This is a genomic window from Streptomyces sp. NPDC001093 (assembly GCF_040298985.1).
Lineage (GTDB): Bacteria > Actinomycetota > Actinomycetes > Streptomycetales > Streptomycetaceae > Streptomyces.
In genome coordinates this window covers 19,413-32,286 of record NZ_JBEPBF010000117.1, presented here as the reverse complement: position 1 = coordinate 32,286, position 12,874 = coordinate 19,413, and the positions used below count along the sequence as shown (strand labels likewise).

Genomic DNA, 12,874 nt, shown 5'->3' with positions numbered 1-12,874 from the left:
CGAGGAGACGACCAGCTGCTTGATGTTGAGGATCAGGTCGGTGACGTCCTCCTTGACGCCCGGCACGGTGGTGAACTCGTGCAGGACACCGTCGATGCGGATGCTGGTGACAGCAGCGCCGGGGATCGACGACAGGAGCGTACGGCGGAGGGAGTTGCCGAGGGTGTAGCCGAAGCCCGGCTCCAGCGGCTCGATCACGAACCGGGAGCGGAACTCGTCGACGACCTCTTCGGTCAACGAGGGTCGCTGAGCGATCAGCATGTGTGGATCAGATCCTTCATTCGTGGACGCCCGCTATTTGACGTCCGACGGAAACCGCGCCCGTGAAAAGCGCGGGTACTGCAAGGGTACGGGCGGTACGACCGAAAGGAGCCGTACCGCCCGAACCCTGAGCCAGACGAAGGCCGTGCGTCAGACGCGGCGGCGCTTCGGCGGACGGCAGCCGTTGTGCGGGGTCGGGGTGACGTCCTGGATGGAGCCGACCTCGAGGCCCGTGGCCTGCAGGGAGCGGATCGCGGTCTCACGACCGGAGCCCGGGCCCTTGACGAACACGTCGACCTTGCGCATGCCGTGCTCCTGGGCGCGGCGGGCGGCCGACTCGGCAGCCATCTGCGCGGCGAACGGCGTGGACTTCCGGGAGCCCTTGAAGCCGACGTGGCCGGCGGAGGCCCAGGAGATCACGTTGCCGGACGGGTCCGTGATCGAGACGATCGTGTTGTTGAACGTGCTCTTGATGTGCGCGTGGCCGTGAGCGACGTTCTTCTTTTCCTTGCGGCGCACCTTCTTGGCAGCGCCCTGACGTCCCTTGGGGGGCATCTACTAACTCCTACGGGAGGTGGTCGGTCCTACAGCGAAGACCGTGGACAGGTGTCCGCTGCGGACTACTTCTTGCCCGGCTTCTTCTTGCCGGCGATGGCGCGACGCGGGCCCTTGCGGGTACGGGCGTTGGTGCTGGTGCGCTGACCGCGGACGGGCAGACCGCGACGGTGACGCAGACCCTGGTAGCAGCCGATCTCGACCTTGCGGCGGATGTCGGCCTGGATCTCGCGACGGAGGTCACCCTCGGTCTTGATGTTGTTGTCGACGTACTCGCGGATCGCGACCAGCTGCTCTTCGGTCAGGTCACGAACGCGGGTGTTCGGGTCGACGCCGGTCGCAGCCAGCGTCTCCTTCGAGAGGGTCCGGCCGATGCCGAACACGTAGGTGAGGGCGACCTCCACGCGCTTTTCGCGCGGGATGTCAACACCGGAAACGCGTGCCATTCAATGGCTCCTGGTGATCTTCGGAGGTCTTCCGCAGAACCGGATCCCGGCCGCCGTACGAGGTACGAACCGGGTCCCCGGCCTCCGAACCGGGGGTGTCAAACCGCTTGCGACGGCTTGGGTCCTGCGTATGAACATATTCAGCTCGCGTCGCGCGATTCTCTGCGATAGCGGTGCAGAGGGTGTGGTCGTGCGTCAGCCCTGGCGCTGCTTGTGGCGCGGGTTCTCGCAGATGACCATGACCCGCCCGTGACGGCGGATCACCCTGCACTTGTCGCAGATCTTCTTGACGCTCGGCTTGACCTTCATTGGATTGAGGTTCTCCGGGTCAGTGCCACCACCCCGCGGGGAGCGGGATGCGGGCAAGATCTACTTGTACCGGTAGACGATCCGGCCACGCGTCAGGTCGTAAGGAGACAACTCCACCACGACCCGGTCGTCAGGGAGGATGCGGATGTAGTGCATACGCATCTTGCCGCTGATGTGTGCCAGGACCTGGTGGCCGTTCTGGAGCTCGACCTTGAACATCGCGTTCGGAAGAGACTCGACGACAGTGCCCTCGATCTCGATGGCACCTTGCTTCTTGGCCACGCTTCGCCCTTCGAATCGACTACCTTGATCGGCTCACGAGGGGCATGCGGACATGCGGGTACACGAGAGCCGACGAGTCAGTCTACGTCGGCGCACCCGGAAACGCGAATCGAGGAAGTCTGCCCCATCAGGGTGATCGCTAAGCGAGCGGGTGTTCTTCAGGCGAGTTCTCTCGGCGAGTTCGCTAGGCGAGCGGGTCGGGCGCGGCCGTGATGCCGTACTCCGCCAGCTTGGCCCGGCCCCCGTCGGGAGCCGTCAGCACCAGCGGGCCCTGCTCGGTGAGGGCGACCGAGTGCTCCCAGTGCGAGGACCAGGTGCCGTCGGTCGTGATGACGGTCCAGTCGTCGGAGAGGACCTCCGTGCGCGGGGTGCCGAGGGAGACCATCGGCTCGATCGCGAGGCAGAAGCCGGGCACCAGCTTGGGGCCCTTGCCGCGGCGGCGGTCGACGTAGTTCAGCAGATGCGGGTCCATGTGCATCTCGGTGCCGATGCCGTGGCCGCCGTAGTCCTCGATGATCCCGTACTTGCCGCCGCCCGGCTTCGGCTGGCGGCGGATGTACGTCTCGACGGCGCGGGAGATGTCGACCAGGCGGTTGCCCTGCTTCATGGCCGCGATGCCGGCCCACATCGACTCCTCGGTCACCCGGGAGAGCTCGATCAGCTCCGGGGCGTGACCGGAGCCCACGAAGGCCGTGTAGGCGGCGTCGCCGTGCCAGCCGTCGACGATCGCGCCGCAGTCGATGGAGATGATGTCGCCGTCCTTGAGGACGACGGTGTCCGAGGGGATGCCGTGGACGACGACGTCGTTCACGGACGTGCAGATGGTCGCCGGGAAACCGCCGTAGCCGAGGAAGTTCGACTTCGCGCCGTGCTCGGCGAGGACCTTGCGGGCGACCTCGTCCAGGTCCTTGGTGGAGGCGCCGGGCACCGCGGCCTCGCGGGTGGCCGCGTGGATGGCGGCGACGACCAGACCCGCCGCACGCATCTTCGCGATCTGCTCGGGCGTCTTGATCTGCACCATGGGGGGCCTGCGCTCTCCGTCACTCATCGGCTGGGACATCTGTACAACAGTACGGCCGCGGCACCCGGGGAGGGCACCGCGGCCGGAGGGGCCGGACTGCTACTGCTCGGCCTTCTCACGCTTGAGGGCCTCCAGCGCCCGCTGCGTGATCTCGTCCACGGGGCCCAGGGAGGAGATCGTCACGACCAGGCCCTGCGCCTTGTAGTAGTCGATGATCGGCTCGGTCTGCGTGTGGTAGACCTCGAGCCGCTTGCGGACGGTGTCCTCGGAGTCGTCGTCGCGCTGGTACAGCTCACCGCCGCAGACGTCGCACACGCCCTCCTTCTTCGGCGGGCTGTACGTCACGTGGAAGACGTGCGAGGACTCGTTGCGGCAGACGCGCCGGCCGGCGATCCGCTTGACGACCTCGGCCTCCGGGACCTCCAGGTCCAGGACGGCGTCCAGCTTGATGCCCTCGGTGTCCAGGAGCTGGTCCAGTGCCTCGGCCTGCGAGACGTTGCGCGGGAAGCCGTCCAGCAGGAAGCCCTTCTCGGCGTCCGGCTGCTCCATGCGGTCCTTGGCCATGGCGATGGTGACCTCGTCCGGGACGAGGTTGCCGGCGTCCATGTAGGACTTCGCGAGCTTGCCCAGCTCGGTCTGCTGGCTGATGTTGGCCCGGAACAGGTCGCCCGTCGAGATGTGCGGGATGGCCAGCTTCTCGGCGAGACGGACGGCTTGCGTTCCCTTACCGGCACCCGGCGGCCCGACGAGGACGATACGCATCAGCGGAGGAACCCTTCGTAATTGCGCTGCTGGAGCTGGCTCTCGATCTGCTTCACCGTCTCGAGGCCGACACCCACGATGATGAGGATGCTGGTCCCACCGAACGGGAAGTTCTGGCTTGCCCCGAAGCCCACCAACGCCATTGTCGGTACGAGAGCGATCAGACCCAGATACAGCGAACCCGGCCAGGTGATCCGGTTGAGCACGTAGCTGAGGTACTCAGCGGTCGGTCGGCCAGCCCGGATGCCCGGGATGAAGCCACCATACTTCTTCATGTTGTCGGCGACTTCCTCGGGGTTGAAGGAGATCGCCACGTAGAAGAACGCGAAGAAAACGATGAGCAAGAAGTACAGAGTGATGTAGGTGGGGCTGTCACCCTGCTTGGTCAGGTTCTGCTCGATCCACGTCTTCCAGCCCGACTTCCCTCCTGCGAACTGCGCCACCAGCGCCGGGATGTAGAGCAGCGAGGAGGCGAAGATGACGGGAATCACACCCGCCTGGTTCACCTTGAGCGGGATGTACGTGGACGTACCGCCGTAGGAGCGGCGGCCGATCATGCGCTTCGCGTACTGCACCGGGATACGGCGCTGGGCCTGCTCGACGAAGACGACGAGCGCGACCATGACGAGGCCGACCAGGATGACGGTGCCGAACTCGATCCAGCCGCCGGCCAGGGTGCCCTGCTTCTTGATGGCCCACAGCGCGGACGGGAACGTGGCGGCGATCGAGATGAACATCAGGATCGACATGCCGTTGCCGATGCCGCGGTCGGTGATCAGCTCACCGAGCCACATCACGACGGCCGTACCGGCGGTCATGCAGACGACCATCGTGATCGTCGTGAAGATCCCCTGGTTCGGGACGATGGTCGTGGCGACCGAGCAGCCGTTGAACAGCCGGCCGCTGCGGGCGGTGGCGACCAGGCCGGTGCCCTGCAGGATGGCGAGGGCCACCGTCAGGTAACGGGTGTACTGCGTGATCTTCGCCGTACCGGCCTGGCCCTCCTTCTTCAGGGCTTCCAGGCGCGGGATGACCACGGTCAGCAGCTGAAGGATGATGCTGGCCGTGATGTACGGCATGATGCCGAGCGCGAAGACCGTGATCTGCAGCAGCGCACCGCCGCTGAACATGTTGATCATGCCGAAGAGCCCCTGGTTGCCAGAGGCCTCCTTTACGCACTGCTGGACAGACGCGTAGTTCACGCCGGGGATCGGAACGTGGGTACCGACGCGGTAGACCACGATGATGCCCAGCGTGAAGAGCAGCTTCTTGCGCAGGTCGGGCGTCTTGAACGCCCGGGCGAACGCGGTGAGCACGGTGCCTCCTGCGACCCCCGCGCAACTGCGTCAAGGGTGACGGTCTTGAGGTTCGACGGATACAGACGAATTACTAACGGTCAACTGCCGCTCAGGGTGCCCCATGGGAAGCATCCATTGAAAGTAGGCAGTGCTGGCCACCTTACCTGCGAGAGCACCGCCCTAGGAACGACCGACCGGGGATACCCCTTTTGTGGGGTATCCCCGGTCGGGATCGTTCATGTCATCGAGGGACCTGAGGGGCTCAGACCAGCTCGGTGACCGTACCGCCGGCGGCGGTGATCTTCTCCTTGGCGGAGCCGGAGACGGCGTCGACCGTCACCTGCAGCGCCACGGAGACCTCACCCTGGCCGAGGACCTTGACGAGGCTGTTCTTGCGAACGGCACCCTTGGCCACCAGACCCTCGACGGTGACCTCGCCACCCTCGGGGTACAGCGCGGCCAGCTTGTCGAGGTTCACGACCTGGTACTCGGTCTTGAACGGGTTCTTGAAGCCCTTCAGCTTCGGGAGGCGCATGTGCAGCGGCATCTGGCCACCCTCGAAGCGCTCCGGAACCTGGTAGCGGGCCTTGGTGCCCTTGGTACCACGACCGGCCGTCTTACCCTTCGACGCCTCACCACGACCGACACGGGTCTTGGCGGTCTTGGCGCCGGGGGCCGGACGGAGGTTGTGGATCTTCAGCGGGTTCTGCTCCGCCATGATCAGTCGACCTCCTCGACCGTCACGAGGTGGCGGACGGTGTGCACCATGCCGCGGAACTCGGGGCGGTCCTCCTTGACGACCACGGTGTTGATCCCCTTGAGACCAAGCGACCGAAGGGTGTCACGGTGGTTCTGCTTGCTGCCGATGTAGGACTTGACCTGCGTGATCTTGAGCTGCGCCATGATTACGCACCCGCCCCGGCACGCGCACGCAGCAGAGCCGCGGGAGCGACGTCCTCGAGCGGCAGACCACGGCGGGCCGCGATCTCCTCGGGACGCTGCAGACCCTTCAGGGCCTCCACGGTCGCGTGCACGATGTTGATCGCGTTGTCGGAGCCGAGCGACTTCGACAGCACGTCGTGGATACCGGCGCACTCGAGCACGGCACGCACCGGACCACCGGCGATAACACCGGTACCCGGGGACGCGGGCTTGAGCAGCACGACGCCGGCAGCCTTCTCACCCTGGATCGGGTGCGGGATGGTGCCCTGGATCCGGGGGACCTTGAAGAAGTGCTTCTTGGCCTCCTCAACGCCCTTGGCGATGGCGGCCGGCACCTCCTTGGCCTTGCCGTATCCGACACCCACGGTGCCGTCACCGTCGCCCACCACGACCAGCGCGGTGAAGCTGAAGCGACGACCACCCTTCACAACCTTGGCGACGCGGTTGATCGCGACGACGCGCTCAACGTACGCGGTCTTCTCGGCGGCAGCAGCGCCGCCGTCACGGCCCTTCCGGTCCCGCCGCTCGCCGCCACCGGCACCGCTTCCGCGGCGCTGGGGTCCAGCCATTGGATTACCTCTCTCTTTCCGCTAGCTACAAGCGGCTCAGAACTTGAGCCCGGCCTCGCGGGCGGCGTCCGCCAGGGCGGCGATGCGCCCGGCGTACTGGTTGCCACCACGGTCGAACACGACGGCCTCGACACCGGCGGCCTTGGCACGCTCGGCGACCAGGGCACCGACCTGCTTGGCCTGCGCGGACTTGTCGGCCTCGCCACCACGGATCGACGCGTCCAGCGTGGACGCCGACGCCAGGGTGTGGCCCTTCAGGTCGTCGATCACCTGCGCCACGATGTGGCGGTTGGAGCGGGTCACGACCAGACGGGGGCGCTCCGCCGTACCGGAGATCCGCTTGCGGATCCGGATGTGACGGCGCTTGATCGCGGCGCGCTTGTAGGCGTCGCCCTTGAGGATCTTCTGCCCGTATGCCATGGCTTACTTACCCGCCTTTCCGACCTTGCGGCGGATGACTTCGCCCTCGTACTTGACGCCCTTGGCCTTGTACGGGTCGGGCTTGCGCAGCTTGCGGATGTTGGCCGCAACCTCGCCGACCTTCTGCTTGTCGATGCCCTCGACCGAGAACTTGGTCGGGGACTCCACCTTGAAGGAGATGCCCTCCGGGGCCTCGACCAGGATCGGGTGGCTGTAACCGAGAGCGAACTCCAGGTTCGAACCCTTGGCGGTCACTCGGTAACCGACACCGCTGATCTCGAGCTTCTTCACGTAACCCTGGGTCACGCCGGTGATCATGTTCGCCACCAGCGTGCGGGAGAGGCCGTGCAGGGCCTTGCTCTGACGCTCGTCGTTCGGGCGGGTCACCTGCAGGGTGCCGTCCTCGCCCTTAGCGATGTCGATCGGAGCCGAGACGGTGTGGGTCAGCGAGCCCTTGGGGCCCTTGACCGAGACCGTACGGCCGTCGATGGTGACGTCCACGCCGGCGGGAACCGCGATGGGGAGCTTGCCGATGCGCGACATAGCTGTTTCCTCCGTTCCCTTCTGCTACCAGACGTAGGCGAGGACTTCCCCACCCACGCCCTTCTTGCCGGCCTGCTTGTCGGTGAGGAGCCCGTGCGACGTGGAGATGATCGCCACGCCGAGGCCGCCGAGCACCTTCGGCAGGTTGGTGGACTTCGCGTACACCCGGAGACCGGGCTTGGAGATCCGCTTGATGCCCGCGATGGAGCGCTCACGGTTGGGGCCGAACTTCAGCTCCAGGACGAGGTTCTTGCCGACCTCGGCGTCCTCGACCTTCCAGCCCGTGATGAAGCCCTCCTGCTGGAGGATCTCCGCGATGTGCGACTTGATCTTGGAGTGCGGCATCGACACCGAGTCGTGGTACGCCGAGTTCGCGTTCCGCAGACGCGTCAGCATGTCTGCGATCGGATCAGTCATGGTCATGAATTGGCCTTCGGCCTCTCTCGCCGGGGTTTCCTGGTGCGCCATCCCTCTCCCCGATCCGAGACGGGACGGGTGCGGCGCGGTGGACCTACGGCGTAGTAAGTCGTACGGGCGACTGTCAGGCGCCCAACCCTCCAAGCCTAAGCCATGAAGGGGTGAGCGCCTGACACGCCCATTGCTTACCGAGAGCTTCAGGAATCCCTAAAAGCGGGGATTACCAGGAGCTCTTGGTCACGCCCGGCAGCTCGCCACGGTGAGCCATCTCACGAAGGCACACGCGGCAGAGGCCGAACTTGCGGTACACGGAGTGCGGACGGCCGCAGCGCTGGCAGCGGGTGTAGCCACGCACACCGAACTTGGGCTTGCGAGCAGCCTTGGCAATCAGAGCCTTCTTCGCCATCTCGCTCACGCCTCCTTGAACGGGAAGCCGAGGTGACGAAGGAGCGCGCGGCCCTCAGCGTCGTTGGTCGCCGTGGTGACCACGGTGATGTCCATGCCCCGGGTACGGTCGATCTTGTCCTGGTCGATCTCGTGGAACATGACCTGCTCCGTGAGACCGAAGGTGTAGTTGCCACGGCCGTCGAACTGCTTGGGGGACAGGCCGCGGAAGTCGCGGATGCGCGGCAGCGCGAGCGACAGGGTGCGGTCCAGGAACTCCCACATGCGGTCGCCACGGAGCGTGACGTGGGCACCGATCGGCTGGCCCTCACGCAGCTTGAACTGCGCGATGGACTTGCGGGCCTTGGTGACGGCCGGCTTCTGACCGGTGATCGTGGTGAGGTCGCGGATGGCGCCCTCGATCAGCTTGGAGTCGCGGGCGGCGTCGCCCACACCCATGTTGACCACGATCTTCACGAGGCCGGGAACCTGCATGACGTTCTCGTACTTGAACTCGTCACGCAGCTTGCCCGCGATCTCCTCGCGGTACTTCTGCTTCAGACGCGGAGTGGTGGTGGTAGCCATCAGATGTCCTCACCCGTCCGCTTGGCAACGCGGATCTTGTTGCCTTCGTCGTCGAAGCGGTAGCCGACACGCGTGACGACCTTCTGACCGTCCTTCTCCACGACCAGCTGAACGTTGGACACGTGGATCGGGGCCTCGGTGGTCACGATGCCGCCGGCCTGGGAACCGCGAGCGGTCGGACCGGCCTTGGTGTGCTTCTTGACCCGGTTGACACCCTCGACCAGGACACGGTCCTCGCGGGGGTAGGCCGCGATGACCTTGCCCTGCTTGCCCTTGTCCTTACCGGTGATGACCTGGACCAGGTCGCCCTTCTTGATCTTCATGCTTACAGCACCTCCGGCGCGAGCGAGATGATCTTCATGAACTTCTTCTCGCGCAGCTCACGGCCGACCGGGCCGAAGATGCGGGTGCCGCGAGGGTCGCCGTCGTTCTTCAGAATGACGGCGGCGTTCTCGTCGAAGCGGATGTACGAGCCGTCCGGACGGCGGCGCTCCTTGACGGTGCGAACGATGACCGCCTTGACGACGTCACCCTTCTTCACGTTGCCACCGGGGATCGCGTCCTTGACGGTGGCGACGATGACGTCACCGATGCCCGCGTAGCGGCGACCGGAGCCACCGAGCACACGGATGCAAAGGATCTCCTTCGCACCAGTGTTGTCGGCGACACGCAGTCGCGACTCCTGCTGGATCACGTCTATCTCCTGAATGTCTGCCGGTTCCCCGGGGGCCGCTCAACCGAGCGGGCCCCCGGAGCCTGGCGGAACTGTCCTGCGAGGGGCGCCCCGCAGGAGAATTACTTGGCCTTCTCGAGGATCTCGACGACGCGCCAGCGCTTCGTCGCGGACAGCGGCCGGGTCTCCATGAGGAGGACGCGGTCGCCGACACCCGCGGCGTTCTGCTCGTCGTGCGCCTTGAGCTTGTTGGTACGGCGGATGACCTTGCCGTACAGCGCGTGCTTGACGCGGTCCTCGACGGCGACGACGACGGTCTTGTCCATCTTGTCGCTGACGACGAGACCCTCACGGGTCTTGCGGAAGCCGCGGGCCTCTGCGTTCTCAGTCACGTTCTTCTCGCTCATCAGGCGTTCTCCACCGTTTCGATGCCCAGCTCACGCTCGCGCATCAGGGTGTAGATCCGCGCGATGTCCTTGCGGACCGCCTTCAGACGGCCGTGGTTCTCGAGCTGGCCCGTCGCCGCCTGGAAGCGGAGGTTGAACAGCTCTTCCTTGGCCTCGCGGAGCTTCGCCAGAAGCTCCTCGTTGCCCAGCTCGCGCAGCTCGGACGCCTTGGTACCGGCCGACATCACGCTTCACCTGCCTCGCGCTTGACGATCCGGCACTTCATCGGCAGCTTGTGAGCCGCACGAGTGAGGGCCTCACGCGCAATCTTCTCGTTCGGGTAGGACAGCTCGAACATGACCCGGCCCGGGTGCACGTTCGCGATCCACCACTCCGGCGAACCCTTACCGGAACCCATGCGGGTCTCGGCCGGCTTCTTCGTGAGCGGGCGGTCCGGGTAGATGTTGATCCAGACCTTGCCGCCACGCTTGATGTGGCGGGTCATCGCGATACGAGCCGCCTCGATCTGGCGGTTGGTCACGTACGCCGGCGTGAGGGCCTGGATGCCGTACTCGCCGAACGCGACCGTCGTACCGCCCTTGGCCTCACCGCGACGCTTCGGGTGGTGCTGCTTGCGGTGCTTGACCCTACGGGGGATCAGCATGTCGGTCAGGCCTCCGTTCCGGTGCTCTCAGCCGGAGCGGCGGGGGCCTCGGCCTTGGGGGCCTCGGCGCCGGCAGCCTGCTGCGGCTTGCGACCGCGCCGCTCGCCACCGCGGCCACCACGGGCCGGGCGGTCGGCACCACCGCGGGCCGGGCGGTTACCCGCACGGGCGGCAGCGTTCTCGGCGCGGACCTCGGCGATGTTCTTGACGTCGCCCTTGTAGATCCAGACCTTCACACCGATGCGGCCGAAGGTCGTCTTGGCCTCGAAGAAGCCGTAGTCCACGTTCGCGCGGAGCGTGTGCAGGGGCACGCGGCCCTCGCGGTAGAACTCCGAGCGGGACATCTCGGCGCCGCCGAGGCGGCCGCCGCACTGGATCTTGATGCCCTTGGCACCGGCCTTCATGGCGGACTGCATGCTCTTGCGCATGGCCCGACGGAAGGAGACGCGGGAGGAGAGCTGCTCGGCAACGGCCTGGGCAACCAGCTGGGCATCGGTCTCGGGGTTCTTGACCTCGAGGATGTTCAGCTGGACCTGCTTGCCCGTGAGCTTCTCGAGGTCGCCGCGGATGCGGTCGGCCTCGGCGCCACGGCGGCCGATGACGATGCCCGGACGAGCGGTGTGGATGTCCACACGCACGCGGTCACGGGTGCGCTCGATCTCCACCTTCGAGATACCGGCGCGCTCCATGCCGGACGTCATCATCCGACGGATGGCGACGTCTTCCTTGACGTAGTCCTTGTACAGCTTGTCGGCGTACCAACGCGACTTGAAGTCGGTCGTGACACCGAGCCGGAACCCATGCGGGTTTACCTTCTGGCCCATTACCGGGTTCCTTCCTTGCTGCTGACGACCACGGTGATGTGGCTGGTCCGCTTGCGGATCCGGTAGGCACGGCCCTGGGCACGCGGACGGAACCGCTTCAGGGTCGGACCCTCGTCGACGTACGCCTCGGAGATGTAGAGGCTGTCGGCGTCGGTGTGGTCGTAGTTGTGCGCGGCGTTGGCGATGGCGCTGTCGAGCACCTTGCCGACCGGCACGGAGGCTGCCTGCGGAGCGAATCGCAGAACAGCCTGGGCCTCCGTGGCGTCCATGCCACGGATGAGGTCCACCACGCGGCGGGCCTTCATGGGCGTGACGCGGATGTACCGCGCCTGGGCCCTGGCTTCCATGGTTGTCCCTTCAGTTACTTACGTGTCTGAATGCGATCCGCTACTAGCGGCGCTTCGACTTCCGGTCTTCCTTGACGTGACCCCGGAAGGTGCGCGTCGGCGAGAACTCGCCGAGCTTGTGGCCGACCATCGACTCGGTGACGAACACCGGGATGTGGGTCTTGCCGTTGTGCACCGCGAGCGTGTGGCCCAGCATGGCCGGGACGATCATCGAGCGGCGGGACCAGGTCTTGATGACGTTCTTGGTGCCGGCTTCGTTCTGGGCGTCCACCTTCTTGATCAGGTGGTCGTCGACGAAGGGCCCCTTCTTCAGGCTACGAGGCATCTCAACCCGTCCTTAGCGCTTCTTGTTCGTCTTGCGGCGGCGGACGATGTACTTGTTCGACGCCTTCTTGGGCGAACGAGTACGGCCTTCCTTCTTGCCCCACGGGGACACAGGGTGGCGACCACCGGAGGTCCGGCCCTCACCACCACCGTGCGGGTGGTCAACCGGGTTCATCACGACACCACGGACGGTCGGGCGGACGCCCAGCCACCGCTTACGGCCGGCCTTACCCCAGTTGATGTTGCTCTGCTCGGCGTTGCCGACCTCACCGATGGTGGCGCGGCAGCGGACGTCGACCAGGCGGACCTCGCCGGACGGCATGCGCAGGTGGGCGTAGGAGCCCTCCTTCGCGAGCAGCTGCACGGAGGCACCGGCGGAACGGGCGAACTTGGCACCGCCACCGGGACGGAGCTCGATCGCGTGGATCGTGGTACCGACCGGGATGTTGCGGAGGGCCAGGTTGTTGCCCGGCTTGATGTCGGCCCCGGGACCGTTCTCGACGCGGTCACCCTGCTGCAGGTTGCGCGGGGCGAGGATGTAGCGCTTCTCGCCGTCGGCGTAGTGCAGCAGCGCGATGCGCGCGGTGCGGTTGGGGTCGTACTCGATGTGCGCGACCTTCGCCGGCACGCCGTCCTTGTCGTGACGACGGAAGTCGATCACGCGGTAGGCGCGCTTGTGTCCGCCACCCTGGTGGCGAACGGTCACACGACCGGCGTTGTTACGGCCGCCCTTGCTGTGCAGGGGGCGGACCAGCGACTTCTCCGGCGTGGACCGCGTGACCTCGACGAAGTCGGCGACGCTGGCGCCACGACGGCCCGGCGTAGTCGGCTTGTACTTGCGGATTCCCATTTCTCAGTCCTC

The 12,874-nt window shown here is 66.1% G+C and carries 24 protein-coding genes and 1 pseudogene; all 25 read right to left on the bottom strand.

Going from position 1 to position 12,874, the window contains the following annotated elements:
- Positions 1-261 (bottom strand): annotated as a pseudogene (locus ABT288_RS38580) (DNA-directed RNA polymerase subunit alpha); the annotation flags it as partial.
- Between the two features lie 150 nt (positions 262-411).
- Positions 412-816, bottom strand: coding sequence for a 30S ribosomal protein S11 (gene rpsK / locus ABT288_RS38575; protein ID WP_003956432.1), 405 nt, complete (start codon positions 814-816; stop codon positions 412-414).
- Between the two features lie 65 nt (positions 817-881).
- On the bottom strand, positions 882-1,262 hold the full coding sequence (rpsM, locus tag ABT288_RS38570; RefSeq protein ID WP_023547369.1) for a 30S ribosomal protein S13: 381 nt from the start codon (positions 1,260-1,262) through the stop codon (positions 882-884).
- Positions 1,263-1,457: 195 nt separating this feature from the next.
- Entirely contained in the window at positions 1,458-1,571 is a 114-nt protein-coding gene (gene rpmJ / locus ABT288_RS38565; protein ID WP_003998809.1) for a 50S ribosomal protein L36, read from the bottom strand.
- Positions 1,572-1,631: 60 nt separating this feature from the next.
- Positions 1,632-1,853: a translation initiation factor IF-1 gene (gene infA / locus ABT288_RS38560; protein WP_003948620.1), complete on the bottom strand. Its 222-nt coding sequence runs from the start codon at positions 1,851-1,853 to the stop codon at positions 1,632-1,634.
- Between the two features lie 184 nt (positions 1,854-2,037).
- Complete coding sequence (map, locus tag ABT288_RS38555) at positions 2,038-2,874, bottom strand: type I methionyl aminopeptidase (protein ID WP_351618267.1); 837 nt, start codon at positions 2,872-2,874, stop codon at positions 2,038-2,040.
- A gap of 99 nt (positions 2,875-2,973) precedes the next feature.
- Complete coding sequence (locus ABT288_RS38550) at positions 2,974-3,636, bottom strand: adenylate kinase (protein ID WP_351618264.1); 663 nt, start codon at positions 3,634-3,636, stop codon at positions 2,974-2,976.
- A complete protein-coding gene (gene secY / locus ABT288_RS38545; protein WP_351618261.1) occupies positions 3,636-4,952 on the bottom strand; it encodes a preprotein translocase subunit SecY in 1,317 nt (438 codons plus the stop codon). Before secY ends, ABT288_RS38550 begins: the two co-directional genes overlap by 1 nt.
- A gap of 244 nt (positions 4,953-5,196) precedes the next feature.
- Positions 5,197-5,652 carry a 50S ribosomal protein L15 gene (rplO, locus tag ABT288_RS38540; protein ID WP_030745257.1) on the bottom strand — a complete coding sequence of 152 codons (456 nt, stop codon included), beginning with the start codon at positions 5,650-5,652 and terminating at the stop codon, positions 5,197-5,199.
- Between the two features lie 2 nt (positions 5,653-5,654).
- The gene (gene rpmD / locus ABT288_RS38535; protein ID WP_003998814.1) at positions 5,655-5,837 is read right to left on the bottom strand and encodes a 50S ribosomal protein L30; all 183 of its coding nucleotides are present in this window, start codon (positions 5,835-5,837) and stop codon (positions 5,655-5,657) included.
- A 2-nt stretch (positions 5,838-5,839) separates the two neighbouring features.
- Positions 5,840-6,445, bottom strand: a complete 606-nt coding sequence (gene rpsE, locus ABT288_RS38530) for a 30S ribosomal protein S5 (protein WP_019753099.1) — start codon at positions 6,443-6,445, stop codon at positions 5,840-5,842.
- A 36-nt stretch (positions 6,446-6,481) separates the two neighbouring features.
- Positions 6,482-6,865, bottom strand: a complete 384-nt coding sequence (rplR, locus tag ABT288_RS38525) for a 50S ribosomal protein L18 (protein WP_014674380.1) — start codon at positions 6,863-6,865, stop codon at positions 6,482-6,484.
- A gap of 3 nt (positions 6,866-6,868) precedes the next feature.
- Complete coding sequence (gene rplF, locus ABT288_RS38520; protein WP_351618258.1) at positions 6,869-7,408, bottom strand: 50S ribosomal protein L6; 540 nt, start codon at positions 7,406-7,408, stop codon at positions 6,869-6,871.
- Positions 7,409-7,432: 24 nt separating this feature from the next.
- Positions 7,433-7,831, bottom strand: a complete 399-nt coding sequence (gene rpsH / locus ABT288_RS38515; protein ID WP_014674378.1) for a 30S ribosomal protein S8 — start codon at positions 7,829-7,831, stop codon at positions 7,433-7,435.
- Between the two features lie 214 nt (positions 7,832-8,045).
- Entirely contained in the window at positions 8,046-8,231 is a 186-nt protein-coding gene (locus ABT288_RS38510) for a type Z 30S ribosomal protein S14 (RefSeq protein ID WP_003948630.1), read from the bottom strand.
- A 5-nt stretch (positions 8,232-8,236) separates the two neighbouring features.
- Positions 8,237-8,794: a 50S ribosomal protein L5 gene (rplE, locus tag ABT288_RS38505; protein ID WP_061920719.1), complete on the bottom strand. Its 558-nt coding sequence runs from the start codon at positions 8,792-8,794 to the stop codon at positions 8,237-8,239.
- On the bottom strand, positions 8,794-9,117 hold the full coding sequence (rplX, locus tag ABT288_RS38500; protein WP_069779212.1) for a 50S ribosomal protein L24: 324 nt from the start codon (positions 9,115-9,117) through the stop codon (positions 8,794-8,796). The genes rplE and rplX overlap by 1 nt, the downstream gene beginning before the upstream one ends.
- A gap of 2 nt (positions 9,118-9,119) precedes the next feature.
- On the bottom strand, positions 9,120-9,488 hold the full coding sequence (gene rplN, locus ABT288_RS38495; protein ID WP_003998823.1) for a 50S ribosomal protein L14: 369 nt from the start codon (positions 9,486-9,488) through the stop codon (positions 9,120-9,122).
- A gap of 101 nt (positions 9,489-9,589) precedes the next feature.
- Positions 9,590-9,874 (bottom strand): 30S ribosomal protein S17, encoded by a 285-nt coding sequence (gene rpsQ, locus ABT288_RS38490; RefSeq protein ID WP_018543912.1) that lies wholly within the window; start codon positions 9,872-9,874, stop codon positions 9,590-9,592.
- Entirely contained in the window at positions 9,874-10,098 is a 225-nt protein-coding gene (gene rpmC, locus ABT288_RS38485; RefSeq protein WP_007494763.1) for a 50S ribosomal protein L29, read from the bottom strand. The genes rpsQ and rpmC overlap by 1 nt, the downstream gene beginning before the upstream one ends.
- On the bottom strand, positions 10,098-10,517 hold the full coding sequence (gene rplP / locus ABT288_RS38480) for a 50S ribosomal protein L16 (protein ID WP_030788270.1): 420 nt from the start codon (positions 10,515-10,517) through the stop codon (positions 10,098-10,100). The genes rpmC and rplP overlap by 1 nt, the downstream gene beginning before the upstream one ends.
- Positions 10,518-10,522: 5 nt before the next feature.
- Positions 10,523-11,341: a 30S ribosomal protein S3 gene (gene rpsC / locus ABT288_RS38475; protein ID WP_055706471.1), complete on the bottom strand. Its 819-nt coding sequence runs from the start codon at positions 11,339-11,341 to the stop codon at positions 10,523-10,525.
- On the bottom strand, positions 11,341-11,688 hold the full coding sequence (rplV, locus tag ABT288_RS38470; protein WP_019329637.1) for a 50S ribosomal protein L22: 348 nt from the start codon (positions 11,686-11,688) through the stop codon (positions 11,341-11,343). Before rplV ends, rpsC begins: the two co-directional genes overlap by 1 nt.
- A gap of 43 nt (positions 11,689-11,731) precedes the next feature.
- Positions 11,732-12,013 carry a 30S ribosomal protein S19 gene (gene rpsS, locus ABT288_RS38465; protein ID WP_023547380.1) on the bottom strand — a complete coding sequence of 94 codons (282 nt, stop codon included), beginning with the start codon at positions 12,011-12,013 and terminating at the stop codon, positions 11,732-11,734.
- A 12-nt stretch (positions 12,014-12,025) separates the two neighbouring features.
- The gene (gene rplB / locus ABT288_RS38460; RefSeq protein WP_201832318.1) at positions 12,026-12,862 is read right to left on the bottom strand and encodes a 50S ribosomal protein L2; all 837 of its coding nucleotides are present in this window, start codon (positions 12,860-12,862) and stop codon (positions 12,026-12,028) included.
- Between the last annotated feature and the right edge of the window lie 12 nt (positions 12,863-12,874).

Excerpts from the sequence above, each read along its gene's own strand:
- rplV (WP_019329637.1), bottom strand. The coding sequence starts at position 11,688 with ATGGAAGCCAGGGCCCAGGCGCGGTACATCCGCGTCACGCCCATGAAG.
- rplX (WP_069779212.1), bottom strand. The coding sequence starts at position 9,117 with ATGAAGATCAAGAAGGGCGACCTGGTCCAGGTCATCACCGGTAAGGAC.
- rpsQ (WP_018543912.1), bottom strand. The coding sequence starts at position 9,874 with ATGAGCGAGAAGAACGTGACTGAGAACGCAGAGGCCCGCGGCTTCCGC.
- rpsH (WP_014674378.1), bottom strand. The coding sequence starts at position 7,831 with ATGACCATGACTGATCCGATCGCAGACATGCTGACGCGTCTGCGGAAC.
- rplO (WP_030745257.1), bottom strand. The coding sequence starts at position 5,652 with ATGGCGGAGCAGAACCCGCTGAAGATCCACAACCTCCGTCCGGCCCCC.
- rplB (WP_201832318.1), bottom strand. The coding sequence starts at position 12,862 with ATGGGAATCCGCAAGTACAAGCCGACTACGCCGGGCCGTCGTGGCGCC.
- rpmJ (WP_003998809.1), bottom strand. The coding sequence starts at position 1,571 with ATGAAGGTCAAGCCGAGCGTCAAGAAGATCTGCGACAAGTGCAGGGTG.
- rpsS (WP_023547380.1), bottom strand. The coding sequence starts at position 12,013 with ATGCCTCGTAGCCTGAAGAAGGGGCCCTTCGTCGACGACCACCTGATC.
- rpmD (WP_003998814.1), bottom strand. The coding sequence starts at position 5,837 with ATGGCGCAGCTCAAGATCACGCAGGTCAAGTCCTACATCGGCAGCAAG.
- rpsM (WP_023547369.1), bottom strand. The coding sequence starts at position 1,262 with ATGGCACGCGTTTCCGGTGTTGACATCCCGCGCGAAAAGCGCGTGGAG.
- rplR (WP_014674380.1), bottom strand. The coding sequence starts at position 6,865 with ATGGCATACGGGCAGAAGATCCTCAAGGGCGACGCCTACAAGCGCGCC.
- rpsE (WP_019753099.1), bottom strand. The coding sequence starts at position 6,445 with ATGGCTGGACCCCAGCGCCGCGGAAGCGGTGCCGGTGGCGGCGAGCGG.
- rplF (WP_351618258.1), bottom strand. The coding sequence starts at position 7,408 with ATGTCGCGCATCGGCAAGCTCCCCATCGCGGTTCCCGCCGGCGTGGAC.
- map (WP_351618267.1), bottom strand. The coding sequence starts at position 2,874 with ATGGTGCAGATCAAGACGCCCGAGCAGATCGCGAAGATGCGTGCGGCG.
- ABT288_RS38550 (WP_351618264.1), bottom strand. The coding sequence starts at position 3,636 with ATGCGTATCGTCCTCGTCGGGCCGCCGGGTGCCGGTAAGGGAACGCAA.
- rplE (WP_061920719.1), bottom strand. The coding sequence starts at position 8,794 with ATGGCTACCACCACCACTCCGCGTCTGAAGCAGAAGTACCGCGAGGAG.
- ABT288_RS38510 (WP_003948630.1), bottom strand. The coding sequence starts at position 8,231 with ATGGCGAAGAAGGCTCTGATTGCCAAGGCTGCTCGCAAGCCCAAGTTC.
- rplP (WP_030788270.1), bottom strand. The coding sequence starts at position 10,517 with ATGCTGATCCCCCGTAGGGTCAAGCACCGCAAGCAGCACCACCCGAAG.
- rpsC (WP_055706471.1), bottom strand. The coding sequence starts at position 11,341 with ATGGGCCAGAAGGTAAACCCGCATGGGTTCCGGCTCGGTGTCACGACC.
- rpsK (WP_003956432.1), bottom strand. The coding sequence starts at position 816 with ATGCCCCCCAAGGGACGTCAGGGCGCTGCCAAGAAGGTGCGCCGCAAG.
- rpmC (WP_007494763.1), bottom strand. The coding sequence starts at position 10,098 with ATGTCGGCCGGTACCAAGGCGTCCGAGCTGCGCGAGCTGGGCAACGAG.